The 23,343-nt window shown below is 64.9% G+C and carries 34 protein-coding genes; 9 read left to right on the top strand and 25 right to left on the bottom strand.

The features are described 5' to 3' along the window. Window positions 1-47: 47 nt before the first annotated feature. From CH249_RS09345 to CH249_RS09335, 3 genes are all read left to right on the top strand, one after another. Window positions 48-512, top strand: a complete 465-nt coding sequence (locus tag CH249_RS09345) for a hypothetical protein (RefSeq protein WP_094648421.1) — start codon at window positions 48-50, stop codon at window positions 510-512. 102 nt (window positions 513-614) lie between these two features. Beyond that, on the top strand, window positions 615-1,073 hold the full coding sequence (locus tag CH249_RS09340) for a hypothetical protein (RefSeq protein ID WP_143544401.1): 459 nt from the start codon (window positions 615-617) through the stop codon (window positions 1,071-1,073). Between the two features lie 112 nt (window positions 1,074-1,185). Then, window positions 1,186-1,521, top strand: coding sequence for a hypothetical protein (locus tag CH249_RS09335; protein ID WP_094648419.1), 336 nt, complete (start codon window positions 1,186-1,188; stop codon window positions 1,519-1,521). A gap of 109 nt (window positions 1,522-1,630) precedes the next feature. Here CH249_RS09335 and CH249_RS09330 read toward each other — a convergent pair whose 3' ends face one another. Together CH249_RS09330 and CH249_RS09325 are read right to left on the bottom strand one after the other, a co-directional pair. Next, on the bottom strand, window positions 1,631-2,257 hold the full coding sequence (locus tag CH249_RS09330) for a DUF6308 family protein (RefSeq protein WP_094648418.1): 627 nt from the start codon (window positions 2,255-2,257) through the stop codon (window positions 1,631-1,633). 14 nt (window positions 2,258-2,271) lie between these two features. After that, window positions 2,272-2,634, bottom strand: a complete 363-nt coding sequence (locus CH249_RS09325) for a hypothetical protein (RefSeq protein WP_143544399.1) — start codon at window positions 2,632-2,634, stop codon at window positions 2,272-2,274. A gap of 253 nt (window positions 2,635-2,887) precedes the next feature. On the opposite strand from CH249_RS09325, the gene CH249_RS09320 reads away from it, so the two are divergent. The 3 genes from CH249_RS09320 to CH249_RS09310 all read left to right on the top strand — a co-directional run bounded on the left by CH249_RS09320 (window position 2,888) and on the right by CH249_RS09310 (window position 4,686). Continuing rightward, the gene (locus tag CH249_RS09320; RefSeq protein ID WP_032370876.1) at window positions 2,888-3,313 is read left to right on the top strand and encodes a hypothetical protein; all 426 of its coding nucleotides are present in this window, start codon (window positions 2,888-2,890) and stop codon (window positions 3,311-3,313) included. A 117-nt stretch (window positions 3,314-3,430) separates the two neighbouring features. Further along, on the top strand, window positions 3,431-4,378 hold the full coding sequence (locus CH249_RS09315; RefSeq protein ID WP_094648416.1) for a hypothetical protein: 948 nt from the start codon (window positions 3,431-3,433) through the stop codon (window positions 4,376-4,378). Further along, window positions 4,375-4,686: a hypothetical protein gene (locus CH249_RS09310; protein ID WP_032370874.1), complete on the top strand. Its 312-nt coding sequence runs from the start codon at window positions 4,375-4,377 to the stop codon at window positions 4,684-4,686. Before CH249_RS09315 ends, CH249_RS09310 begins: the two co-directional genes overlap by 4 nt. Before the next feature lie 84 nt (window positions 4,687-4,770). On the opposite strand, the gene CH249_RS09305 is transcribed toward CH249_RS09310, so the two are convergent. The 10 genes from CH249_RS09305 to CH249_RS09260 all read right to left on the bottom strand — a co-directional run bounded on the left by CH249_RS09305 (window position 4,771) and on the right by CH249_RS09260 (window position 11,108). After that, the gene (locus tag CH249_RS09305; RefSeq protein WP_032370873.1) at window positions 4,771-5,154 is read right to left on the bottom strand and encodes a hypothetical protein; all 384 of its coding nucleotides are present in this window, start codon (window positions 5,152-5,154) and stop codon (window positions 4,771-4,773) included. After that, window positions 5,151-6,182, bottom strand: a complete 1,032-nt coding sequence (locus tag CH249_RS09300; protein WP_256988233.1) for a DNA adenine methylase — start codon at window positions 6,180-6,182, stop codon at window positions 5,151-5,153. The genes CH249_RS09305 and CH249_RS09300 overlap by 4 nt, the downstream gene beginning before the upstream one ends. Window positions 6,183-6,319: 137 nt before the next feature. Continuing rightward, window positions 6,320-6,919, bottom strand: coding sequence for a DnaB-like helicase N-terminal domain-containing protein (locus tag CH249_RS09295; protein WP_094648415.1), 600 nt, complete (start codon window positions 6,917-6,919; stop codon window positions 6,320-6,322). 47 nt (window positions 6,920-6,966) lie between these two features. Then, entirely contained in the window at window positions 6,967-7,224 is a 258-nt protein-coding gene (locus CH249_RS09290) for a glutaredoxin family protein (RefSeq protein ID WP_032370871.1), read from the bottom strand. 698 nt (window positions 7,225-7,922) lie between these two features. After that, entirely contained in the window at window positions 7,923-8,303 is a 381-nt protein-coding gene (locus CH249_RS09285; RefSeq protein ID WP_094648414.1) for a hypothetical protein, read from the bottom strand. Continuing rightward, window positions 8,300-8,632: a hypothetical protein gene (locus tag CH249_RS09280; RefSeq protein WP_094648413.1), complete on the bottom strand. Its 333-nt coding sequence runs from the start codon at window positions 8,630-8,632 to the stop codon at window positions 8,300-8,302. Before CH249_RS09280 ends, CH249_RS09285 begins: the two co-directional genes overlap by 4 nt. A 126-nt stretch (window positions 8,633-8,758) precedes the next feature. Beyond that, window positions 8,759-9,697 (bottom strand): hypothetical protein, encoded by a 939-nt coding sequence (locus tag CH249_RS09275; RefSeq protein WP_143544397.1) that lies wholly within the window; start codon window positions 9,695-9,697, stop codon window positions 8,759-8,761. A 38-nt stretch (window positions 9,698-9,735) separates the two neighbouring features. Next, window positions 9,736-10,392, bottom strand: coding sequence for a DUF6349 family protein (locus CH249_RS09270; protein ID WP_094682974.1), 657 nt, complete (start codon window positions 10,390-10,392; stop codon window positions 9,736-9,738). Further along, on the bottom strand, window positions 10,392-10,667 hold the full coding sequence (locus tag CH249_RS09265; RefSeq protein ID WP_094682973.1) for a hypothetical protein: 276 nt from the start codon (window positions 10,665-10,667) through the stop codon (window positions 10,392-10,394). The genes CH249_RS09270 and CH249_RS09265 overlap by 1 nt, the downstream gene beginning before the upstream one ends. A 63-nt stretch (window positions 10,668-10,730) precedes the next feature. Beyond that, window positions 10,731-11,108 carry a hypothetical protein gene (locus CH249_RS09260; RefSeq protein WP_052068878.1) on the bottom strand — a complete coding sequence of 126 codons (378 nt, stop codon included), beginning with the start codon at window positions 11,106-11,108 and terminating at the stop codon, window positions 10,731-10,733. Between the two features lie 119 nt (window positions 11,109-11,227). On the opposite strand from CH249_RS09260, the gene CH249_RS09255 reads away from it, so the two are divergent. Further along, the gene (locus tag CH249_RS09255; RefSeq protein ID WP_032370864.1) at window positions 11,228-11,452 is read left to right on the top strand and encodes an AlpA family transcriptional regulator; all 225 of its coding nucleotides are present in this window, start codon (window positions 11,228-11,230) and stop codon (window positions 11,450-11,452) included. Between the two features lie 131 nt (window positions 11,453-11,583). Here CH249_RS09255 and CH249_RS09250 read toward each other — a convergent pair whose 3' ends face one another. The 8 genes from CH249_RS09250 to CH249_RS09215 form a co-directional block, all read right to left on the bottom strand. Further along, window positions 11,584-13,227, bottom strand: coding sequence for a ParB N-terminal domain-containing protein (locus tag CH249_RS09250; protein ID WP_094648410.1), 1,644 nt, complete (start codon window positions 13,225-13,227; stop codon window positions 11,584-11,586). A gap of 60 nt (window positions 13,228-13,287) precedes the next feature. Further along, window positions 13,288-13,572 carry a hypothetical protein gene (locus CH249_RS09245; protein WP_032370862.1) on the bottom strand — a complete coding sequence of 95 codons (285 nt, stop codon included), beginning with the start codon at window positions 13,570-13,572 and terminating at the stop codon, window positions 13,288-13,290. Window positions 13,573-13,713: 141 nt separating this feature from the next. Further along, on the bottom strand, window positions 13,714-14,100 hold the full coding sequence (locus CH249_RS09240; RefSeq protein WP_032370861.1) for a hypothetical protein: 387 nt from the start codon (window positions 14,098-14,100) through the stop codon (window positions 13,714-13,716). 392 nt (window positions 14,101-14,492) lie between these two features. After that, window positions 14,493-15,344, bottom strand: coding sequence for a hypothetical protein (locus tag CH249_RS09230; RefSeq protein ID WP_052068877.1), 852 nt, complete (start codon window positions 15,342-15,344; stop codon window positions 14,493-14,495). Window positions 15,345-15,409: 65 nt separating this feature from the next. Then, window positions 15,410-15,610, bottom strand: coding sequence for a hypothetical protein (locus CH249_RS09225; RefSeq protein ID WP_094648408.1), 201 nt, complete (start codon window positions 15,608-15,610; stop codon window positions 15,410-15,412). Window positions 15,611-15,612: 2 nt separating this feature from the next. Further along, window positions 15,613-15,765 carry a hypothetical protein gene (locus CH249_RS27845; RefSeq protein ID WP_155288464.1) on the bottom strand — a complete coding sequence of 51 codons (153 nt, stop codon included), beginning with the start codon at window positions 15,763-15,765 and terminating at the stop codon, window positions 15,613-15,615. 41 nt (window positions 15,766-15,806) lie between these two features. Then, window positions 15,807-16,193 (bottom strand): hypothetical protein, encoded by a 387-nt coding sequence (locus tag CH249_RS09220; protein WP_032370859.1) that lies wholly within the window; start codon window positions 16,191-16,193, stop codon window positions 15,807-15,809. Then, on the bottom strand, window positions 16,190-16,390 hold the full coding sequence (locus tag CH249_RS09215; RefSeq protein WP_008720157.1) for a type II toxin-antitoxin system HicA family toxin: 201 nt from the start codon (window positions 16,388-16,390) through the stop codon (window positions 16,190-16,192). The genes CH249_RS09220 and CH249_RS09215 overlap by 4 nt, the downstream gene beginning before the upstream one ends. A 196-nt stretch (window positions 16,391-16,586) precedes the next feature. Here CH249_RS09215 and CH249_RS09210 point away from each other — a divergent pair, with 196 nt between their 5' ends. Then, window positions 16,587-16,958, top strand: a complete 372-nt coding sequence (locus CH249_RS09210; RefSeq protein ID WP_032370858.1) for an Lsr2 family protein — start codon at window positions 16,587-16,589, stop codon at window positions 16,956-16,958. 174 nt (window positions 16,959-17,132) lie between these two features. On the opposite strand, the gene CH249_RS09205 is transcribed toward CH249_RS09210, so the two are convergent. From CH249_RS09205 to CH249_RS09190, 4 genes are all read right to left on the bottom strand, one after another. Then, complete coding sequence (locus CH249_RS09205) at window positions 17,133-17,894, bottom strand: DUF4839 domain-containing protein (protein WP_094648407.1); 762 nt, start codon at window positions 17,892-17,894, stop codon at window positions 17,133-17,135. A gap of 169 nt (window positions 17,895-18,063) precedes the next feature. Next, on the bottom strand, window positions 18,064-19,005 hold the full coding sequence (locus tag CH249_RS09200; RefSeq protein ID WP_094639408.1) for a DUF2637 domain-containing protein: 942 nt from the start codon (window positions 19,003-19,005) through the stop codon (window positions 18,064-18,066). Window positions 19,006-19,463: 458 nt separating this feature from the next. Continuing rightward, entirely contained in the window at window positions 19,464-20,084 is a 621-nt protein-coding gene (locus CH249_RS09195) for a recombinase family protein (protein ID WP_032390479.1), read from the bottom strand. Window positions 20,085-20,324: 240 nt separating this feature from the next. After that, window positions 20,325-21,029, bottom strand: a complete 705-nt coding sequence (locus CH249_RS09190; RefSeq protein WP_032364248.1) for a TetR/AcrR family transcriptional regulator — start codon at window positions 21,027-21,029, stop codon at window positions 20,325-20,327. A gap of 203 nt (window positions 21,030-21,232) precedes the next feature. On the opposite strand from CH249_RS09190, the gene CH249_RS09185 reads away from it, so the two are divergent. Then, window positions 21,233-22,708, top strand: a complete 1,476-nt coding sequence (locus tag CH249_RS09185; protein ID WP_373453553.1) for an MFS transporter — start codon at window positions 21,233-21,235, stop codon at window positions 22,706-22,708. Between the two features lie 16 nt (window positions 22,709-22,724). On the opposite strand, the gene CH249_RS09180 is transcribed toward CH249_RS09185, so the two are convergent. Then, window positions 22,725-23,279, bottom strand: a complete 555-nt coding sequence (locus CH249_RS09180; protein ID WP_024793411.1) for a PaaI family thioesterase — start codon at window positions 23,277-23,279, stop codon at window positions 22,725-22,727. Between the last annotated feature and the right edge of the window lie 64 nt (window positions 23,280-23,343).

The raw sequence follows: 23,343 nt of genomic DNA, 5'->3' as shown, positions 1-23,343 counted from the left end.
TGTCAGGATCTGTGAATTCGAGGGTGCTCGGGGTTAGAGTGGGCGGCATGGCGTCGACTCAGGCTCGGATGACTGCGCGTGCTCGGGCGCGGGCAGCGCAGCAAAAAGTCGTCGCCGACCGCAAAGCGCGCGACGAGAAAAACATGGGCTCGTTGACGGACTACTTCGCGGCCGCTGAGCAGATCGACGCGGCCCGGCTGGCGATGGCCCGCGCGCTCGACGACATCAGGGGCCGGGAAGGAACACTCAGCGCCGCTGCGACACTCGCGGGGATTACGACCGGCGAAGCACGCAAACTTCTGGCACTGCTCGCCGACACCGCAGCGCCGTCGGCGAGCGCGGACACCGGCGACGACACCTCGGACTCCGACTCGGATGCAAACGCAGAGTCGCGTGATGGATCGGCCTTGAACGAGCCGGGTGACTCGACGTCGGCAGGCGATGCAGCGACGAGCAAACCCGCGACCGGCGACAGCGTCCCGGACGCCGATCCCGCGACGGGTCAGGGGTAGCCGGTGACCGCTCCGGTGATGCAACTGGCGTTGTTCGGTGACGACACCGACGCCGCTGAGCCGCAGCCGGTTTCTCGGGTGTGGCGACCGCTGCAAGGGCCGTTGACCGCCAAGACGGTGGCACGGTTCTGGACGAAAGTCGTCAAAACTCCGACATGCTGGTGGTGGCGTTCAGCCGTCAGTTTTCCTGATTCCTATGGGAGGTTCACCTTCACTGACGGCGACACGCCACGCACGTTGTCGGCGCACCGGTTCGCGTTGTTGCTCGAATACGGCGACCTCGGTGACGGGATCGTCGGTGAGCACGACTGCGACGAAACCTTGTGCGTGCGAGTCGCCGACGGGCACCTCAAACGCGGCACCCAATCGGCGAACCTCGCGCACGCCGTCGCTGTCGGCCGACATATCGGCCCGACACCAGCGGGCGGGGATCCGCGCGGACGCTACGGGCGCGCGATCGCGATCCGCGACGCACTCATTGGCGGCTACGACGAACCACGGATGCTGGCCGCGCTAGCCGGACACAGCTTCGACGCACAAGCACCACCAACGCTGTTCTGAAACCGTGCGCGACCGATCAGTGTCGGTGGCGCACGGTACACATTGATCCATCAGGCTTGGGCCGCGACGCCGCACCGGTGAGAGCAGTCCTCACACGACAAGGACGTACACGATGACGCTCTCCTCGCTCTTCACCGACGACGTCGGACCGCTCCCCCTGCTCGCTGTCGCCGGTGCCGGATTCCTGATCTGGTACGTGCGGTACCTCGGTGAGAACGACCCCGGATGGAAGGGGTTCGTCGCGAACATTCTCACCGTCATCGGTGTCGGCGCATACCTCGTCGTTCTCGCTGTCGCGTTCGGCGCGTTCATCGCGGTGATCGGCGCGTTCATCGCGGTGATGCTGTTCATGGTTCCCCTCCTCGCACTCGGCGGTGCCAGCGGAGTCGATGACCGCAGGGCCCGTCGCGGGTACTACCGCAACCAGTACGACAACGACTACTACTGACCGTCCGTGGCGCACGCACCGACGCTTCTGCACGAGTCGCAACGATGACGTGTGCAGCCGATGAAACCGCAATGTGCACGGCTGCAACGCGACGACTGTGCACGTCCGTCTACGCCGACTTGCCGTGCATCCAACTGACGACGTCGAGGACGCGCAGCGCACTGATCTCGTCGGGCAATGCTGCTGCCGCCCTGATTCTCAGCAGTCGAGCGTGCAGCGCACCGTCGTCCGCGCGCAGCGCTTCCCGGATGGGATCACGGTGCACTTTCTCGGTATCGAGAACGCGGCCGACGACCACGTCGTAGATCGGCACCAGGCGGGGACGTTTGCGGGCCATCAGCTTCGTTGCGATGGTGCGGCCGACGTCGGTCACGCCTCGTAGTTCGTTCTCCAGCAGCAGGATCGGTGCGTCGGGCGTGAGCCCGTCCGTCTCGTCGACGAGGTCGCGATCCGGGCCGACGGCGTCGAGCAACTCCGCAAATCGTGCGGCACGGGTGACGAGGAGCTCGCGTGCTGCTCCCGCTTTGACGGCGACCGACAAGAACGTGATCGCGACGAGATCGTCGGCGGTGAACCGGTTGCTGTCGGCGACGCGGTTCTCCGGTGCCCAGCTGTCGAAGAGCGCACCGGTATAGCACCCACTGCCGAGGTAGGTGCTCCCGTAGTACCGCCGCAGCAGATTGACTGCATCGTCGTCGGTGTCGGCGGTCAAGGGCGGGGGGAGAGTGACGCTCATAGCGGTCGATCGTGTCAGACAGCAGTCCGATCGATGCCGGGTTCCGGGCGGGGTTCGATGCGCTCCATGCTGTTGATCACCAGCGCGGTGCGATACGGCGGGCCCGACACACATGCGGTCGCAGCGATCGGGCCGGCCGTCTCGACGCACAATCGACCGGTGCGTGCGAACGCGCGCGCCAACATCCAGAAGTCGATCGAGTCTTTGCCGTCGACGAGACGCCCCATCGCCCACTGACCTGTCTGCTCGTACGTCTTCACTGTGACCGCGTCGAGGGTGCCGTGCACGACGACGTGCGTCCCGTTGGGCACCTTGCCGTCGAGCACCTCTCGCACGCGCACGAGGGGCTGCGGTGTGGTGGCGTTGTCGTCGGTCATGGTCGGCACAGTGCCAGCAGGCACCGACAGGAAACATCCACCTCCGCGCCGGTTGGCTCGCCGCCCAGCGCGCAGATGATCTAGGATCGAGTGAAGTTCGAGCGTCGATGAGGGTCACGTTCGAGCGCGCCCCACCCGTACCGATTCACCCTGCACTGCGTTCACCGCACTGTGGGTTGTGTTGCTCTGTGAGCGATCGGTGCCTGTCCGGTGGGGATTTCCGCGCACCGAATCTGGAAGGCCCTCACATCTGATGTCCATCACACCCACGGTCGACAAAGACACCGTCATCGCGCGCGCACGCGCTGCGATCGAGAACCGCACCAAATACATCGAGTCCCTCTTCGACGCCGCCCAAGCGTCCGCCGCCGCGCGCGAGAAAGTCGCCGAGGCCACTCGCGCCGCCGAACACGCGAACGCCGAACACGCTGCCGCGTACAAAGAAGCGATCGACGCCGGGTGGACCGTTGCCGAACTCACCGGCAGTGGACTGACCGCACCGACACCTGTCGGCAAGAAAACATCCAGGGCATCGAAGCGCGTCACCGGTCGCAGTACGCCGCGCCGCCGAGTCGGTGCCGAGAACACCGCCGGCCCCGACCCACAACACGACGCCGCCTCGTCGACTGCACCCGACGCGCCGACCGAACCGCAGTCCTCGCCTGCCACCGCGCACTGACCGCACTTCCCTCGCACCGCCCGCGCACCGGCACCGGTCGCGGATCCCCGTGCCCTCGCACGCTCGACACATCTTCCCGCGTACGGGCGCACCCACATCATCAGAAGGACCACAGACATGACCCAGCCCGAATTCAACGTCGAAGTAGCCAACATCAACGAGTACGGCGACCCCGGTTTCGTGCTCGCTCGCGGCTCGTTCTACACCTCCCGCTCCGCTGGACAGTTCGCACTCACCCAAGCAGCGGCAGTGGCGGACACCTACGAGCTCGACACCGTCTCGGTCGTCATCGACTCGGTCGCCGAGGGAACCTCACGCCGTGATGTCGAGTTCATCGGCAGCCCCGGCGAGCTCGCGGCCGACCTGACCGCACTCCCGGCCTACAAGAACGGTGTCCTGCGCACCGTCATCCCCGCACCCCGCAACGTCACCGCAGCAGTAGCCGCCGTCGTCGAATCGTCACCACCGCTTCCCGATTCGGCGGTCGAGGGTCCCGACGCAGTCGCGGTTCTGGACGTGGAGGTCTACTCCACCCGACCGGGCCCGATCCCGAACTCGCGCACCGAGGTCGGCGCGTACGTCCCCGACGACGCACACCGCATCGCCGAGCAGCTCGCCGCCGATCTCGGCGGCACCATCGAACCGATGCGCAACGACACCGTGCTCCGCGTCATCCATGAGGCGGACGTCTCCGATACCGACCGCATCGCCGTCGACCGCTTCACACAGGTGCGGTACCTACGCGCGAACATCTCCGTCCTCGACCCGGTCGCCGACGCCGAACACATCACCGCACTCGCCGCCGACCTCGAGGATCTGCAAGCACGGTCGAGGCCGGCCGCACGCCCCGACAACACTGCGGCTGTGTCCGCGTCGGTATCGGCGGCATCGGTGTCGAATGCGGTCGACGCCGAGCGCGCGTCGACGCGGCCACGTGGGTTGGTCACTCCCCCGCCAGGGCGCTCGTCCGGAGCGGCGCGGGTCTCCTCGCCCACGCTGCGCACACCACCGCCCGCGGCGCATACCGCAGCGACATCGCGCGCGGCCGATCACGGACTCGGGTGAGCATCGGACATGGGCGGCACCGGTTACGCCTGGAACCACAGAGCGAGACCAAGCCCGCACATCGCCTGCACGGCGGCGACATTCACTGCCAGGTGACGTTCGTGCCACTGCGGTGGACCGACACTGCGATGACCGGGGAGCTACGACAGATTCGGATGTCGGCGGACGAGATTCACATCGCGGTGCTGCAAACCGATCGACAGAAGGGGGCCTACCCGATGTTCGAGAGCAGCGGCATGGACGATGCCCCACATTTCGTGGACTACGAGATCGACTGGGACGTTGAAGTCGAAGTGCGTGATCGGTAACTGCCACTCACTGGAGCGTAAGAAGGCACCCGCAGGTTCGTGCGCGGGTGCCTTCTTACGTTCAGGCCGGGGTGTGTCGAGAGTTCAGGCGATGCGTCGGCGTCGTTGCTCCATGGCGCTGGCGGGTGATTCCCATCGTCCGGTGTGTCCGTTGTAGGAGTGACCTCGTTCGTCGACCCATCGGGTGTCGCGTTCGTTGCGGGGCCCGGTGCGGGCACGTGGGCTGTCCAGGTCGACGGGGTCACCGTTGTAGTCGTAGGCGATCCCGGCGACCACCATCGACATGGGAGTCACTGCGCCGGCCGCGAGCGCTTCCCGGCACGCGTCGTACACCGGGCACTCGAACCGGCAGGCTCGGACAGCCGTCTTCAACCGATCTTTTGTCGAGGCGTCGAGATCCCAGGCCGACGGGTCGTCGGTGCACGCCGGGATCACGTCGTCGACGGCGGCGGGTCGCTCAATGGTCATGTTTCCTCGCTCGAATCGGTTGTCGGAGATGCGGGTCGTCGGTGGGGATGGGTGTTGGCGTGGCGGTGCGCGCGGACTCGGCACGCGGGCGAGCAGAAGCGTCTCGGGCGACCGGTCGCGGGTTGGGTGAGCACCTTCGCGCAGTCGGCTGCCTGGCACCGGGTTTCGTTACATTCGGTTGCCGTGCCGGGAGTTTCGTTACATGTCGAGCTTGGGGTGTCGGGCGCATCGATGCGTAGCGGCCGGTTCGACCAGAGCACCTCGGTGCGGTGTTCCCACGTTCCGCTCTGGCTGGTGTGGGAGCGCAGTTCGGTGCGGTACCAGTCGCGGTAGAGCTTTCGGTCGTAGAGATCGCTGGCGTAGCCGGAGAGCACCACGCTCGCCTGGCAGGCGTGCAGTCGTTCGGCGAGAGAGTGATGGTCTGTCGTGCTCATCATTTCGGTGCGGTAGTTGCGTGTCCGGACCTCCCCGACGTAGGGCGGGTCGGCGTAGATGACGGTTCGTCGTCCGCCGCCGTAGGCCTCGATCACCTCGAGGGCGTCACGGTGTTCGAGCGAGACGCTGTGAAGCCGGGCAGCGACTGCCTCGATGCGAGCGACGTAACCGGACAGTCGGCGCGGCATGGACGTCGACGCGGAGTCGGAGGTGTCGTATCGCCAACCGGTATTACGCAGCGTGCCGGTGCGACCGGCGGTCAGGCACACCCAGATTCGGCGGGCACGTTCGACGTCGTCGAGGTCGGCGGGGCGCGAGAGTGCTGCTGCGCGTTCCATTCGCGCGTGCGGGGTCAGCGCGCAGGCCCGCACAAGATCGTCGGGACGCTCTCGTAGCACCCGCCAGAAGTGCACGATGTCGCCGTCGAGATCGTTGACGGTCTCCAACCGAGCCGGGGTCTTGGCGAACAGCACAGCGAGCGATCCTGCGTACGGTTCGACGTACTGGGTGTGTTCGGGCAGGGCGGCGGCGATCGCCGGGGCCAGGCGGGTCTTTCCGCCGTAGTACGCGAACGGTGGACGCAGCACAGGCACGCCCGGTATTCGCGTCGACGCAGCGCCCGACGACGCGTCAATATTTCTTGACGCTATCGCGTCGTCAAGGAATGTTGACGATTGGTTCGATACGGGGTGATCCCTCGGAACCGTGTCGGTGGTTGTGTCGATCATGGTCACTGCCTTCCGCGAAAGGCGTTGAGCCGCTGCCACAGTGCACGTTGAGCGCGCCCGTACTCGACGAGATGATCGAACAGGTATTCCTCCGGCAGCCCCTCGGCGGCCTGGACGATCGACGCTGCCACGGTCCGGTAACTGCGCCGGTATGCCTGGGAGAGCACGATGTCGGCGTAGTGGACGGCGGTGAAGCCGTCCGCTCCGGCGGTGATGACCTCGTTCAAGCTGCGGAGTAGGGGCGCGTCCTTGGCTCCGCCGGATCCGGATCGCATGAAGGCTGCGGTGACGCTCGCCGGGTCGTACGGTTCGCCGGCCGCGACGAGACCTGCGATCACGACGAATATTCGCCGGTAGGCGACGCCGTCGAAGTCGTCGGCGGTCACTGTCGCGGCGATCCGCTGGTCCTCGGTGGACACTCCCCCGGTGTGGGCGCTCCACATCAGGGCACACAGCAGCAGCGCCTCGGGGTCGGTGGCGGGGCGGTGAGCTGCGCTCCAGTCGTCGACGGCAGCGACATCGTCGTCCACGGACACCAGGCCCCGCACAGGAATACGAGCGGGTTCGTCGGCGGGTGAGGGAACTGCACTCAGAGGCGTCATCGGAAGACTCGTTTCACGGGCGGGGTGAGCGGGGCGGAGGCGATCGGTCAGGCGGTGGCGGCGAGCTTGTCGAGTGCGTCGATCCGGAAGCCGCTCCAGTGCTCGAGGTGTGTGCCGTCCTCGGTGGCCTCTTCGACGACCACGACGGGCATCTGCCGGTAGCCGAGACGGTCGGTGACGAACGCGCGCGCTGCGGGGTCTTCGGTGACGTCGACGGTCTCGTATTCGAGGCCGCGCTTGTCCAGCCGTCGCTTCGTCTGATCACAGCTGTTGCATTCCGGCTTCGTGTACACGGTGATGGACATGGATAGCTCCTCGGAGGAATTGTTTCGGTAGCCTCAATTCTATATCAATGCACTCGACTTTTCCATAGATAAAGATGGTCATAATTCGCCTAATTCGTTGCAGTGCAGACGTTTACATAAGCTTCTACCCTGACGTCCTGCAGTGCCGAATTTCGAATTACCAATGTCGGTAAAAGAAAGATGCGCGTGACCAATTCTATTTTCATATGGGGGACGTGCGACCGATTCCGGACGGCTCCGAAAAGCAAATGTGACGGGTAAGCAGAACGCCGCCGGAGCAAGGGTGCTCGACGGCGGCGTTGTGGGATACGGCTGGCGGGGGACTGCGTGGAAGCGATGGAGGCTGACGAGGCTCGTCAGTGGTCGAGTTCGTAGCGTCGGTTGCGGTGCGGGATCGGGGACCAACGCATGCCCAGTGGGCCTCTTACGACTATCTGCTGCCGCAAGTGCACCCAACGGCGTAGGAGCTCTGGCGTGGATTCCCGTAGCGCCCTGAGAGAGAGGTCGTACAGTGCGTCCCTCCATTCCCGGACGTGTTTGTTTCTCGTACCTGCGGGCTCCAGTTCAGACGAGAGATAGGCAAGATCGAGTGGGTGCCCTGGAGCAGGTAGTTGTCGAGCAGGCGGCGGTCTCTGTCGATGAGGTCGGCCAGTTGGATCGGGCTGACTACTTTCGGCTTCTGTTTTGGGCTGGTCATGTCAACGGTCGGACGCGCTCGCTCGGCGTTGATCGCCGATGAATTTGGCCCTGTTCGCGGTGGCGACGATCTCTTTCGTGCCTTTCGAGCCCAGGTCGTTGCCGATACGGACAAGAGCGAACACCAATGCCACTGCAAGAGCGGGAAATAAGAGTTCGATGATGCTGACGTCAGATCCGTCGAAGCCCATCTTGACGTTGTACGCGGCTGCGGCGATCCCGAGGATGCCCACCACAACAGCGGCGAATCTGTTGAGCCCGATCCGAAGCCCGTCCATTGTGTTCGCTGACTCGAAGTAGCGTGCCGCATTCTCTTCGCTGTCGTCGGATAGGAATTCCTGGCGGATCCGGCGGTGGTCGCGGAAGGTGCTGAGGGGGTTCATCGGTTGTTCCTGTCGTCGTCGAGGGCGGCTTGGGTGAAGCTGCGTTTCTGGTCGGCGTCGTGTTCGGCGCGGGTGCTGTTGAACTGCCGTGCGCTCAGGTAGCCGAACAGGATGGATCCTGCGATGAGGGCGGCTTTCCATCCCCAGGCGAGGTCTGGATAGGTGAGGGCGAAGACGCTGGCGGCGACTACGGCGAGGCCGATGAGGGCAAGTGCGTTGCTGTGCAGTGCGGTTCGGGACGGTCTGCGTATGTAGACGGTGCCGAGGGCGTAGGCCCCGGTGACGAGTACGACGAACACGATGAAGGCTGTGGTGTTGACGAGGTTCATAGGTGATTGTCCGTTCTGGCCTCTGCCGTGATCGGCTGTTGTGCCTGTCGTTGTGCCGTTGGTGGGCCATGCTGCCAGGTGGTGCCGACAAATGACTGTCTGTCGGCACCACAGCGGCATGACGAGTCAGCTGGTGAGTTGTTTGCGTGTGGTGGTTTCTATGGCGATCCTGGCGCTGGTGTAGATGCGGTCGGGGATGGTGACGATGCCGGCCGCGAGTTCCTCGACGGTGCGGAGCGCTGTCTCGCGTTCCTGCCCGGTGGCCGAGGTGTCGAGGGCGATACCGAGTGCGCTGCGGATCCGGCGCACGGTTCGTTGGTCCTCGACGCTGGTCACGCGCAGCCCCATGGTGCGGGCGTAGCCGTCGGCTCTGCGCCAGGCGGTACGTGCTTTCTGCGCGGCGACGGCGAAGGCCTGCACGCGCTCTGCGGTGTCGGGGCACTGTTCGGGCCGGACATCGTTCATGGTGGCGAAGGCGTCGATGAAGGCTGCGGTGCGCGGCTCGGTGAGGTCGTCGAGCAGGGGCCTGATGAAGATGGAGTAGGGGTCGGCCAGGTAGGCGGCGTAGGCGTCCGCAACCTCGCTGTAGACGGCGTGGGCGGCGGCGTAGTCGGCTTCGAGTGCCTTCCTGGCGTTGCGTCGGTCGACGACATGGCTGCGGGTCCGAACGCTCAGGTACGCGGCCAGCGCGAGGGCAAGCACCGCTACGACGACCCAGACCAGCGGAGTCCAGTCCATCGGAACGTCGGGGACGACAGTCGGCGGTGCCGGGGCGTCCGCGATCATGGGCTGCTCGGCGGACGGCAGGTCCGTCGCCTCCTCGGCAGACACCGGCAAGAGGACCGCTCGGACTGCGGTGGCGGCGACGGCAACGAAGAGCCCTCCCCCGCACATTTGCGGGGCTGTCCTGGCCTCTCCACCTGTCATACGAGACCGGAAGAGCGTGGCTCCGCCGAAGATCATGCCAGCGATACCGAGCGCGGTGCACCCCCACATGACGTGCGACAGGAACATCACGAAATCGGCGGTAGTGATGGGCGTCGTTTGGGGCAGCGGGTTATTCATCGGTGATGGGCCTTTCCAGCTCGGGTGGGGCAGCAGGGTCACGGTTTGCGGGCGAGGTGTGCGGCTGCGGTGGCGGCGGCGACGTCGTAGCCACCCCACGGCGAGCGGTGCGGGACCGAGCGAAGGCCGATGGTGTCGCCGCGTCGGGTGATGACGGGCCATCCGGTGGAGCGCTCACCGATGAGCTCGATGACCTTCGCGGTCCACACCTGGTCCTTCTGCGACGGTGCGCGTTCGGGGATCACGATCGGGAGGTCGTCGATCCAGCCGGGATGGGCGTGATCGAGGGCGTCGCAGACTGCCTCGGCCTCGTCGGCGCAGTTCTCCCCTTCCCACGGGCAGCCGGTACACGCGCCGCGGTAGACGTCGCCGCCGACGCACTGGCAGGCGGTGTCCCTGCTCGTGTCCGGGCAGCAGCAGTCGAGGTCCGCTGCAATGCAGGTCGGTTGGCAGGTGTCAGTGGCTGCGGTGGGGTCGCAGATTCCCGGACGGAACGCGTGGGAGGCGGCGGTCGAGCCGTGCCGTCCCCAGGTGGTCGCCCAGGTCTCGAACTCGGCGATGCGAGCTGCCACCCCTCGGGTGGGGCTGGCGAACAAGGTCGGGATGCCGTGCCGCTGGACGTGCAGGTTCTGCACCTCGGCTTCGGCGGCGGCGAGCACCTCGAAGATGTCGATCTGGCCTGCGGTCTCGGTCATCACTGCACGCCCAGTTCGGGGCCGGTGAGGGACTGCAGGGCGAGCGAGAGTCGTACGTCGTTGGCGTCGACGACGACGGGGTGGGTGCGGCTGTACCAGGCGCCGGGTGCGTCGAGGATGGCGGTGATCTCGACGCGGCCTGCGGGCGCGGTGCGGTAGCCGAGAATGTCGACGATCGTTCCGTCGAACTGGCTATCGAGCGAGATCAGTTTCATTCCAACTCCTTTGAGGCGGCGGCGCGCGGTCGTGGTGGGCGCGGTGAGGGTGGCGGTCATGAGTACTCCCCAGGTCGGTGGAGAAAAGGTGAGCGACGACGGTCGCGGGCCGTGCGCAGATGTTCAGGAAGGCAAGGTTTGGCAGTCGGCGCATTCCCAGCGCCCGGCGGTCGAGGTGCAGGTCCGCCGCTCTTCACAGAGCCAGCAGATCTGGTTGCGCTTTCGGGTCGAAACCTGCTGCGCCGCAGCCACGGTGGCGGCTTGTGCGCGGTACTGCTCGCGGGTGCTCGCGTCACGGGCAGCGAGGTCGGCGCGGACCTGCTCCGAATCGCGGGCCGGGCCATCGGTGCGCACGTTGAGCATGTCCCCGAAAGCCGTGCGGCAGGACTGGCACACCTCCCCCGGTACGGCGACCGGGAGAGCGCAACCGGGCAACGCGCAGTCATCGAACAGCGTTGACTGCCAATCCCATTGGACCGATTCGGTGCGCGTCGAGGTCATACCCCAACCCTACATCCTCACGCTGTAAGGTTGCAAGGGGTACGCCGAAGCATTTACAGCGTGGGGCTGTAAGGTGCGGGTATGTCGACAATCATGCTCGTGCGGGGATCGGAGGAGCCGTGACCGATGCCGAATTGACCCTCTCGGAGGTTCTGACACTGATCGAGGCCTCGACCGGGAAAGCGATCGCGTCCTCGACGTGGCGGTCATACGTCGCTCGTGGCCAGGCCCCGAAACCTGCCCGCCACCTCTCGCGCACTCCGCTGTATTCACGGGAGGACATCGAGGCGTGGATCGCAGGCCGACCCGGCAGTGGTGCACGAACCGACCTGTACCCACGCTGATCGTCGTTCGACGTTCCCGGTTTACCTCTACGCGCGTCAACATATCTTGACGAACTAGAAGGGCCCCGGCCATCGGGCTGATGGTCGGGGCCTTCTTCCTGTCGTGCTGGTTGCGATGCTCTCGCGGATGGTCAGGCGTCGTCGTCGACGGCGGCGTACGCGGCGTCGACGGTGATGTTGCCGATCGCGGCCTGCTCCACCGGGGTCAGGGTGTGCCCGCTGTCGGCGAGGAATGTCAGGTAGCTGTCGATGCCGACCATGCCTCGGTAGTGCTTGGCGGAGAACCGCCAGTAGTCCTTGGCGTCCTGCGGCCCCGTCAGTCGGGCCTCGAACGCGGTGAGCACACGGGCAAGCAGCAGCACCTCGGCGCGAGCGGGCGTGGCACCGGTGGCCTTTCGGTCTACCTCGCGCAGCGGTGAGCCCATGATCTCGCCGTACCGCTCCGAGCACTTGGATTCGGTGAACACATCACCATGGGTCGCCAGGGCGGTGACCATCCATTTGGTGGCGTTCTTCGGGGCGGTCTTGGCCGCGAGCAGGCCGGTGAGGAATGCGCGTCGGGTTTCGGTGGCGGTCGCTCCGGCACGGTTGAGGGCCTTGACTTTTCGGCGCTCTGCGCGTTCGGTCTCGATGCGTTCGGCTTCGGTGCGCGCGGCTTTGCGCTGCGCCGGGGTCAATCCGTCCTCGGTGTCGTCGCCCTCGGCTGCTGCGGCGGCGATCTTCTCGGGGGCGAGTTCGAGGCCGGCCGCAGTCCGCTGGTCGTGGCGCAGGAAGAATTCGTAGCCCCAGGCGGTCACTTTCTCGACAGTGTTGGCGTGCCGTAGCTCCTCGTACGCTTCGGCTTCGTCGTCGTCCTCGGTGTCGAAGTCGATGTCGTCCTCGTCGACTTCCTCGCGGGTGGTCTTGTCGACCCAGACGGTGCCGGTCTCGTAGACGTGGACGTGCCACAGGTGCGGTGCTTGCTCCGGGGCGTCGGCCGGGACTGCCGCGCCGTCGGCGGTGCGCAGGTCCGCGAGGGTGTACCACTCCCCCTCGCTGGTGGACGGTTCGTCGTGGAGCAGGGTGAAGCCGCGCGCGATGTAGTCGGCTGCGGCGGCAGTGGTCTCGGCGCGTTCGTCGATGCGGCGCTGGAGGGTGGCAAGGCGGTACTCGAAGCCGAATCTGTTGTCGAAGATCTGCTGGATGGCCTCGGTGATCCACGGCTCCTTCTCAGCGGCGGTTTCGAGGTCTGCGAGCAGCGCAGCCCCTTCGAGGGTGAGTTGCCGGTCGTCGAGCTGGCGACGGGCGCGCTCGGATCGTCCTGCTCGACCGGCCTTTTCGACGTACGCCTTGGGGACGTGCAGTGCTGTCGCGACCTTCTGCACGTTCAGGCCCAGGTCGAGCAGGCCCGTGACGGCGGCGGCGCGTTGGCCGGTGGTGAGGTCTTCGCGCTGATCGTTGGATACGACCTGCTCGGTGATGCGTTCGATGCCTGCGGCCTTTTCGTCGTCGGACTGCTCACGCACCATCACCGGTATCGAGGTGAGACCGGCTTCGCGGGCCCCGAGTGTTCTGCGCTGTCCGTCATGGACTACCAGGGTTCCGTCGGTGCGGCGGACCGCCGAGACCGCCTGGAGGACACCGTGAGCGGCGATGGATGCGACGAAATCGGGGTCGGCGGTGATGTCTACGCCGTCGCGGACGTTGGCGGTGATGTCAAGGGCGTGCGGGTCGGCGGCGACGAGGGTGTAGCCGGTCGAGGTCGGTGCCGATTGTGCAGCCATGGTGGTGGTCATGATGGTGGTCTCCCTGGTTAGAGTGCGGCGGTGAGGCGCAGGTGGGGGGTAGTGCGAGGGTCAGCGGTCGGCGGTCTTCGCGACGGGTAGTTCCCAGATTGGGTCTTCTGCACAGGGGTCGCTGACGTCGACCCAGCGCCCGGTGACCGCGTATCCGCGGCGTGCGAGCAGCACCTTCGCCATGTCCGGGGTCCAGTCCATCGGCGCGTGCTCCTCGATGCCGGTCGCGTCGATGTACTCGACCTCGATGCCGCCACGTCGGATGGACACTCCCAGGCCGCGTTCGGGGTGTTCGTCGCCGTATTCGGAGGTGACTGCGGTGAGGTTCTGCTCGGATTCTCCCATGCCCCTAACCTTACAGCGTCAAGCTGTATTGTCAAGTCCTGCAACGACTTTCGACACCCACCCGGATGAGCACCGTCACGTTGCGGGGGTCGAGCGTCGGCACCGCGCACACTCGATTCGCCTACAGCAGGAGCCTGCGACTTACGCCGGGTCGGTGCGGCGGGTGGGGTTCTCGATGCGGGGGCGCAGGTTGTAGGTGTCGTACCACTGCTGTGCGGCTTGTTTGCTCATGCCGAGGATCTCGCCGATCTTCGACCACGGCACGGGCCGCTCCCCGCTGCGGAGGCGTCCGATGATGGCGTAGCGGTCGGCGATCATCGTCGAGGCGAGGAAGGCGTTGATTTCGAGTGCGTCGACATCGGAGACCGCGTCATCCATGCGTCGTTGGGCGTTCGCGGTCCACGTCCCGGAGTCCTTGCGTCCCTGTTCACGCACCATATCGGCCAGGTCGACGTCAACGAGAGCCTCCTTGTACTGGACGTAGAGCTCCGTCAGCTCGGTTGCGGTGAGGGCCTTCTCCGATTCCATATCGTCAAGATATCTTGACGCTCTCTATTTCGTCAAGATATGTTGACGATTGGTCGGGTGTCAGTCGACGGGAGTCGCTGCATCAGCAGGGCACCACTGGCCTTCGAGACGAAGAAAGCCTTTACCGTTACCAATGGGGATGTCGAAGCTCAAACGGCAAAGCCACTGTCCCCGTGATGTTTTCACCCACGCTGACAGCAGACCGGGGACCTTGACGTCCATTGCCAAACCTTCGGAACGGATTTTGAGAGGTGTCCCGTCACGGAAAGAGCCGCCTCCGGACGAACCTGCAACGGTGAGCGCAGCGTTGACCAAGACTCTCCGAGGTGGATCGACGATGCGGCGCGTGGGGGGATCGAAGCTCACTGGCCAGTTCTCGTACAGGTCGGGTGTCATTGGGCGACCGCCAATCGGTGCGGCCCATGGTCGGCGACTGCGTCGGCGGCCGCAGGGGTCCAGCGCAAGCCGTGTTCGCCGAACGTGGGGGCGGTGAGGGTGTAGCGGCCTCTGCGCTGGGTGATTCCGCGTCCGTGGACGGTGGTCTCGAGGGTGATCGAGCGGATGCGGCCCCTGCCTTGCTCGATGCCGCCGTAGCCGACGGGCCGAGAGGAAATCGTCAGATCGAGGCCGGGCATTCGACCGTCCGTGATCGCGAATATCCCTGCGTGAGTTCGGTTTCGGGCCAAGAGGGCACGTGCGCGAGTCGGCGGTACGTCGCGACCGTGGACGGTGCTGATGACCAGATCGATCCCATCGATGCAGATATTGGCAGCGTCGAGAGGGTCTGCTTGGCCGGGATCGATCAGGGCGATCTTCGACAAGTCCCCGCCGTGTTCGTGGACGGCGAGGAGCCCGAACTTGGGTTGACCGATCAGGGCGACGTGGTGGCCGGCCGCGGTGGCGGTGGCGACGAGTCCGACGAGAATCGATCCGGCACCGGTGATCGACAGGGCCGTTCCGCGGGCCAACGCGCCGCGTGGGAGCAGTTCTGAGAGCGGCATGGGTACCGGCAGGGTTTTGAGGGTTCGTGAGCGCACGGGGCCGCTCAGGGCTCGCTCATCGCCGTCGGTCGCGACAGCCTGCGCGTTCGGCTGCGAGGGGGCGAATGCGGGCGAGTCGTCGGAGTCGGCTGGTGCGTGGTCGCGGCGTCCGGGGATCGCGGCCATGCTGCGGCGAAGAGCGGCGAGCTGTGCAGCCTTGTCCAGGCTGGTCAGGTCGGGGATCGTGTCGGCGGTACCGGCCATGAGTGCGACCTTTCGCCGAACGGATCAGTGCCCTCAATCTATGCGAACATACGTTCGATGTCGAACTACCTGCGTACGCCCGTAGCTGGCCCTGGTTCGCGAACCCTGGCGGCGTTCACGAGGTGGTCGAGGGAGAGTTCGGGGTCGGCCGTCAGGTGGCGATGTTCGGCGAGCAGACGCCTGACGTGATCGAGGTCCGCGCGCACAGCCGGGTCGTCGGGGTCGTAGCCCTCGTCGATGATGGCCGCGCGTTCGATAGGGTCCATGCCTAGTTCGACGCAGCGGCGTCGGGCGCGGTTCCCGTGTCGTAGATCAGGTCGTCAGAGCAGTCGTAGCGGCAGGCGCGCTGTCCGCTCGGCAGCGTCACCCATCCAGCCTGTCCGTGATCGGGATTCGGATCGAAACTGCGGTCGCTGGTCATGGCATCAGTATCTCGTCCGCCATGCCTGCACGGTTGAGTGGTCAGCTGTTGACGAGTTGGCTGGCGCGCTGAAACGTCACGCCGAGAAGCGATCCGATATCCCGGACGGGTACCTGAGCGGTAGCGAGCTTCTTCGCGAAGGCCTCGGTGCTGGCTTTGACGCGGGCTTCGTCCTCGACCAGACGTGCTCGCTGTGTCGCGATCTCGGCGATGCGGACCGCGAGATCCTCTCCCCCGGGCTCGAGCTCGATATGCTGCTCGATCTCGACATCGGCAAGTGCGACTCCGGTTTCGAGGGCGATCAGTTCTTTCGCCGCGGTGGGGACATCGTCGATGCGACGAGCCTGGGTGAGGGCGTCAAGTTCCGGGACAGCGATCATCCACCACTTACCGTCTCGGGTCACCGACACCGTGTAGGTCTTGCTCACTGCTGCGCCTCCTTCATGGCTGCGAGGATCTTGCGGTAGACGCCGGGCGAGATCGTCCGGTGCCCATCCGGCACAGTCACTTTGACTGCGCCATCGGCCGAGACCCACGTGCTGTGCGAGCCGACCGTGCGGACCGAGGTGAACCCGGCCGCCTTGAGGGCCTTGACCACTTTCCGCGTGGGCTGCTCGGTAACCATGACGTTAGTCTAGTCGATTGGACACTTTCTAGTCAAGTCGACTAGACGAAATATGGTCGAGTAGCGGTGCTGTGGTCGACACGGAGGAAGTGCCTATTCCATATTTCCTCATCTGGTTCATCTGCCTGCGGGTTCGGTCTGGTTAGGGTGGTTGTCGACAGCAGTATGTTTCTATTCGAGAGAGGCCGCTAGAACCGTGGCGAAAAAAGTATTCACTCAATTGGTCGACGATATCGACGGCTCCGTCATCGACGACGAATCAGGCGAGACGATCGAATTCTCCGTCAACGGCGTCGACTACCTCGTAGATCTGAAGGCGAAGAACGCCAACGAGTTTCATCGGAAGATCGGCTACTACATCGAACACGCGACCCGTGTCGGCGGGCGTAAGCGTCGACACTCCCCCACCTCCACGCCTCCATCTGCTGCGCCCTCGAACAGCGGGGCCACACGTGATCCGGCTCAGACCAGAGCTGTCCGGCAATGGGCCGCAGACAATGGTTATGAGATCAGCGATCGCGGCCGCATTCCCGCTGCGATCGAAGAAGCGTTCAACGCTGCACACTGACGTAATCGGCCCCGTCGGTCGGTTTTCGCCTCTGCCCTACACCAACCGGCCTCCCGCTTTTCTCACGAAACGACTGCGCGAGATCAAAGCCAGGCCGTGCGTGCGCTTCGGGCATGTGTGCCGGGATCCTGTTCTGCGCAGGCAAGACTCTCTGAGCTTTGGTTCGAGTTCGAGTTAGCGGACGGCAGTGGTAACCGGATCGAGAAGGAACAGGCACTGCTGCTCCACGTAGCGGTCGACCTCCGCCGTGACGCCAAGGTTCGTCCCGACGCCAATAGTGTCTGGCACCGAGCCGACCCAGTTGAGGTCGTAGCTGGTGTTCTCATCACGGAACTGGAAACTTGGCCCGGGCTGCGCGAACGTTTCGCTGAAGTCGCCGGCGTTGATGAGGATGTCGTATCTGGTACTCGCGCCCTCGTGAGGTCCCATCGCGACGATGCTGCCCGGGAACGAGATTGTCTGACCTCGATGAGCCGCAGCGAACGCTGCGATGTCAGGCGAGCAAGTGTCGGTCAATGCGAGCAGGGCCGCGAACTCCGGACTGTTCTCCGACGTGAGAACAACGTCATCAGGCAACGGCGATGGTGTAGGCGTCGCCGTGGCCATCGATTCCGGGGACGGTTGCTCGTTCGGGGCCGCTACCTCACTGGGCGCAGGACTGGCAGTTTCCGCAGGGCCGGTATCTCTTTCGCCGATAATGCCGATGGTGAAGATGACCGCGAGCGCAAGCGCGAACACGCCGCCACCGACAATCAAAAGGCCGCGACGAGACTTGGGTGCCGGGCGTCGGAACGTGATCTCCGTCCGGATCTTCGCGGGTACCTGAGAGACAACCTCCCAGCCTTCACTTTCCCACTTTTCGATGGTCCGCGACTCCATGCCGCGAACCGCGCGGACCGTCTTAGTCTCATAAGTGATTTCGGTGTCCGTTGTCATGCGTCAGCTCCAAGATCTTCGCCGGAACGTCACCGGACTCGCGAGGACCCTACCGAACGACAACGCTGAAGTGACCGGCGGCACTGAGGACTCGGTGCAACCGTGTCGAGTGGAATAGGTCTCAGCTTCGCCAGCAGAAGTGTGCGCGTCGCAGTGGCTCGATTCTCGGTCAGCGACTTGAACCTACGAAGTCACGACCGGTGTCCATCGGGGCGTACTCGTCGTCGACTCGGTCGTCCGTGCCCGCTTCATCGATGCCTGGGCTCTGGTCTTGGCCGGGGTCGGTGGTGTGCGTGTGGTTGGCTGCGAGGGGGGTTGCGGTGCTGCGTTCGCTGGCGATGTTCTGCTGGACCTGTGTCCAGGTCTTGATGTGTCGAGAGACGGTCGAGGTGTGCAGCTCGAGGTGGCGGGCGATGTCACTCAACGACCAGTCGGGGTGCGCGAGGTAGAGGTCGACGCTGGTCCACACGGCGGGCTTGAGCAGGCCGTTATCGAGGTCCTCGTCTATCCCGGCGAGCGCCGATCCTGCTGTTGCGCTGTACTGTTCGCTCTCCACGCGATCGATTGGGTATTCGATGCGAACTGTCTCGGTGGCCGTATCGAAGGATTGGGGGGTCTCGATCGTGGTTGCGGCACGGCGGCGGGGTGCGCGGAGCACGACAGCGACGATCTCGCTCATCGTGAGGACCATCGCGGGCGCTAATGCTGCTATTGCCGCTGCGACGGCGGCGTTGAGGACGGTTGCGGTCAGGACGGCGTGATAGGCGTTGCCTGCGATGGACAGGATCGCCGAGACGGTCAGCACTGCCACGACGAGTCGCCGGCCTCTTTTGGTGGCGGCGTCGGTGTGTTGAGAGAGGGCGATCCGGATGACGGCGGCGGCGAGGATCGGGCCGTCGAGAGCGACGGGGATGACCCAGGCATCGGCCGGGTGGATGCCGGCCATGACGGCGAGGTCGAGCAGGGTGGAGAAGGAGAGCTTGAAGGATGCTGCGCCGACGACGATGGCGATGGCCAGGCCGGTGATCAGGGCACCGGTCAGGACGCGGGGGTGGATGTCGAGGGTGTCCTCGCTGGTGGGGTCGTGGTCGGGGGTATTAGCGTTGTTCATTGATCGCAGGTCCGTTCTGTGATCGACCGGCCCCGGCGGTGTTGGAGCACTGTCGGGGCCTTCGCGGTCGGATGATGTAATTCGGTGTGGCCACAGGTGCGCGAGGAGATCGCAGATCTCTGCGCTTCTGTTGCGCGGTCGGGGAAATGGACGTCGCGGCCGAAGTCACTGCATTACAACCGCTTCGGCGGGTGGGGTCTACCGCCTGGGCCGAGCAGGGCCAGCAGCCTTGGCATCGGCGGCGGTCCAGCCGTGCACGCCGGCTGGGCGGCACTCGTCGTGATAGACCGGATCGGCCGGCACCGAATTCGCTGGAGTCTCGGAGTGCCACTGGTCGCACCAGGCGCACTGTGCGACCACCCGTTCGGCGGTCATGAAGTCGCCTCGGCGGCAAGGCCGAACTGAGCGCCACCGGTCGTGTCGGTGGTGTGGCGATTGGCGTGGGTGCTCATTGTGTGTCAGCTCCTGGCGGTTGTGGCGCGGGGTGTGGGTGCTCCGTCGCGTTGCTCGCGGGCCCGAATGAGGGCTGCGTAGACGGCTGATCGGCTCAGGCCGTACAGCTCCATGAGTTTCACGGCACCGAACTCGCCGGATTCGTAGTCCTTGAGGATACGTTCGTGTTGCAGTGCAGTGAGTTTGGGCTTGCGTCCGGTCATCCGGCCCTGCTCTTTGGCGATCGCGACGCCCTCACGGGTGCGTGCGCGAGTCAGGTCGGCCTCGAACTCGGCCATCGCGCCGAGAACAGTGAAGAACATCTTGCTCGACGGATCACCTGGACTGTAGACCTGGCCACCGTAGATCAACCGTGCACCTTTGGCATCGAGCTCGGTGACGATCGCATTGAGGTCGGTCACCGACCGACCGAGTCTGTCGAGCTTGGTGACCACCAAAGTGTCCCCCTCCCCCACTGCCGCGAGAGCTTCGGTGAGACCGGGCCGCTCGCGATTGCGCCCGGTGTATCCGCGGTCGGTGTAGATGTTGCCGGTGTCGACGCCCATCTTGCGAAGGGCTGTGCGCTGCGCTCGTAGATCCTGTCCTCGTGTGGAGCATCGGGCGTACCCGATCAGGTTTTCGTCCACCTGAAGCCCTTCGTCTCGGAATCTGCGATCAAACTGGGATTACTTGCAACACTATCTATCAAGACACCGACAAGCTGGTCCGAGCGTCGACCGATTTGTCAGTTTCAGAAGACGGCTGCACGATGTCAGAAGTGCACTGCAGTGCAACTCCGAGTTCTCGAGCACACGTCCGGCCTTATCCAGTGAGCGCTGCGATCCCTGACTGGATAGCGCATTGATGGTGAAATTTCCCATCAAGTTTTACTGGCCGTCGGTGAGCTGCGGGTCTAGCGCCGCGGCCGGCCATGGACGGCTGTTGTCGCGCGAAGTGCTCGATCGGACACTTGCGGCATGGGCGGCGAGAAAGTTGTCGACGATTTGGATGCAGTCGTCGGCGTGGATGTGGCGCAGTCCTGTGAGGCGAGCGAACACTATCGGTCCGAGGAGCTGAATGAGGGCGAAGGTGGTGTCGATCTCGCCGAGCACAGCGCGAGCGTCAGGCGCCGTCAGGATCTGATCCAGGGACCTGCGGTATTGCTCTATGACACGGGCCCGAAGCGAGACCACCGCGCCAGGATCGAGATCGCGCCGGCTGGCGTCGCCGCTGTTGACGGGCCCCATTGCCAGCCAGGCCAGCGTGGTCATCTGCACCGGAGCTTGGTCGATGAGGTCGGCTTGGGTGGTGAGCAACGAAATCAGACGTTCACGTAGCGGACCGGTATCGATATCGGTGTCGACTGGGGGTAATAGTCGCTCGAAGGTTGCAGCGAGCAGGTCAGTGGTACTTCCGAAATGTCGGTACAGAGTGGCACGTGCAACCTTCGACATGCGGGTGACCGCCTCCACGGTGACCGCCTCCACACCGCCGGTGGACAGCAGCTGACCGGCCGCTTCGAGTAACCGGTTACGTGAGCGCGCCAGCCGGGGGTCGGCCGAGCCCTCGGTTGCAACGAGAGGGTCGACCATGAACGGGCTCCGCTCCATTTGACTGACAAGACATGTCCTCGATTGATCATTCTGTCACACCCGCTGAGTTGTGATACTAATAGTCTCGTACCGAGACGATCAGTCTCGAACTGAGAGGCTGGCCGTTGAACGAACGTAGATCCGACTCTGCCAGCGTCGCTCGATGGAGCGGTGCCCAGTGGTGGATGTTGATTGTGTCGTGCATGGCAGTCGCGTTGGTGGTGGCCGCAATGGCGGCATTGTATTCAGCGTTGCCACAGATCGCGGTCGCGACAGGGGCGACGCAAGCCCAACTGACCTGGATAGTCGACGGTTACACGTTGGTATTGGCGTGCTTCGTGCTGCCTGCCGGTGCGATCGGTGACCGGTACGGTCGCCGGGGGGTGCTCGTGGCGGGGTTGGCGTTGTTCGCTTTCGCGTCGGCATTGCCCTTGTTTCTCGCCGACCCGGCGTGGCTGATCGCTGCTCGCGCGTTGGCTGGGGCGGGTGCGGCGCTGGTCATGCCCTCGACGCTGTCGATACTGACCGCGGGATTTCCACCGTCGCATCGCGGTCGCGCTGTAGGTGTGTGGGCCGGGGTTGCTGGATCCGGGGCGGTCCTGGGCATCCTCGGAGCTGGTGTGCTACTCGAGCAGTGGTCGTGGACCTCGGTGTTCGTCGGGTTGACCGTCGCCGGAACAGTCCTGGCCGGGTTGGCATGCAGTATCGCGGAGTCCCGCCAGCAGGAGCATCCACCGGTCGATTGGGTGGGCGCTGTGACCGTAGTTGTCGCAGTCGGGGCGATCGTCTTCGCTGTGATCGAGGTTCCGGCCCGTGGCTGGTCGGATTCGCTCGTCGCCGTCAGCACTGCGGTGGGCTTGTTCGCGGTTGTGGTGTTCGTCGTCGTAGAACTACGTTCCTCGGCACCGCTACTCGATGTCCGGTTGTTCGCCCGCCGTGGTTTCGGTGCCGGCGCGCTGTCTGTCTGTATCCAATTTTTGGTGACCTTCGGGGTGTTCTTGCTGTTGGTGCAGTATCTGCAGTTGATTCTCGGTTATGGACCGCTCACCGCCGCGTTGGCGTTGACCCCTATGGTCGTGCCGCTCATCGTGATCTCGGTGATTGCACCCTGGCTGTCGAACATTGTTGGGCTGCGGGTGATGACCACTGTAGGTCTGCTCACCATCGCGGCGGGACTGGTGATGGTGAGCAGACTGACCGTCGCGGCGACCTACCCTGACCTGCTGTGGCCCTTGCTCATCATGAGCGCAGGTTTGGGGTTGTGTACCGCCCCTGCGACTTTCGCCATCGTCTCGGACACTCCTGAGGCCAAGCACGGGGTGGCTGCCGCGGTCAACGACGCAGCTCGCGAAATCGGTGCCGCGATTGGGATTGCGGTAGCCGGTAGCGTGCTCGCGGCCGGTTACGTTCAGCACATTCAGCCGGCTCTGCCCCAGCTACCCGAGCCTGCCCGTGGTCCGGTGGCCGATTCTCTGGCCGCCGCGTTGCAGGTCGCCGACCGCGCAGGACCAGCTGGTCAGCCGCTGGCCGAGTTCGCCAGAGCCGCATTCGTACACGGAAGTGGTCAGGCGACGCTGTCGTTGGCGGCCCTGACCGCCGCTGGGGCACTCGTCCTCGCCGTCTTTGCGCCAGGTAGACGCAGCCGTACGACAGCCACCGCGGGTGATGGACGTCGGTGAAGGTCGGCCAGGGTGTCTATTGTTCGGTGTGATTCGTGTCTGTGGCCCGGAGTTGGGCTCGGGCTTGGGACTGCATGAAGTGTTCGACCTCGACCACCACGAACAGGGCAGTAGCGGTGGCTACGGAGCTGCCCTGCGCATCGTCCATCGTGGCCGTGAGATCCAGTTTGCGCCCATCACGAGACCGAACGGCAGCACGCAACACGTAGGGAGTGCCGAGCAGAACCGGCGCTAGGTAGTCGAGCTCGAGACGCCGCGTCACGGCGAGCTCACCCACTGTGTAGAGCAGGAAGCCGAACAGATCGTCGAGAACGGTCGCCACCGCGCCGCCGTGTGCTATCCCGGGTGCCCCGACATGACGTTGATCGAACACGTGGTGAGCCACCACGCCGTTCTCGTCACGCTGGACCGACAGGGCGTGGCCGTGCGGATTCTCCGGCCCACAACCAAGACAGTCGGGGTGGTGGGGCGGCAGATCAGGCGAATCGAAACTCGTGCTCCAGAACGAGCGCGCCCAGTTCTCGACAGCGGGGCCGGCCGACCCGCTGACCTCGTCCGGAATTCTCTTCATGGTCGGACCTCTCTGTCGTGAAAAAAATTGTGCCGAGTCTGTCGCGTCTTCGCGCGCTCGGCCT

The organism is Rhodococcus sp. 05-2255-3B1, from assembly GCF_002258545.1.
GTDB lineage: Bacteria > Actinomycetota > Actinomycetes > Mycobacteriales > Mycobacteriaceae > Rhodococcoides.
Note: the sequence above shows the minus strand (reverse complement) of the source record. Positions and strands in the feature narration are given on the sequence as shown.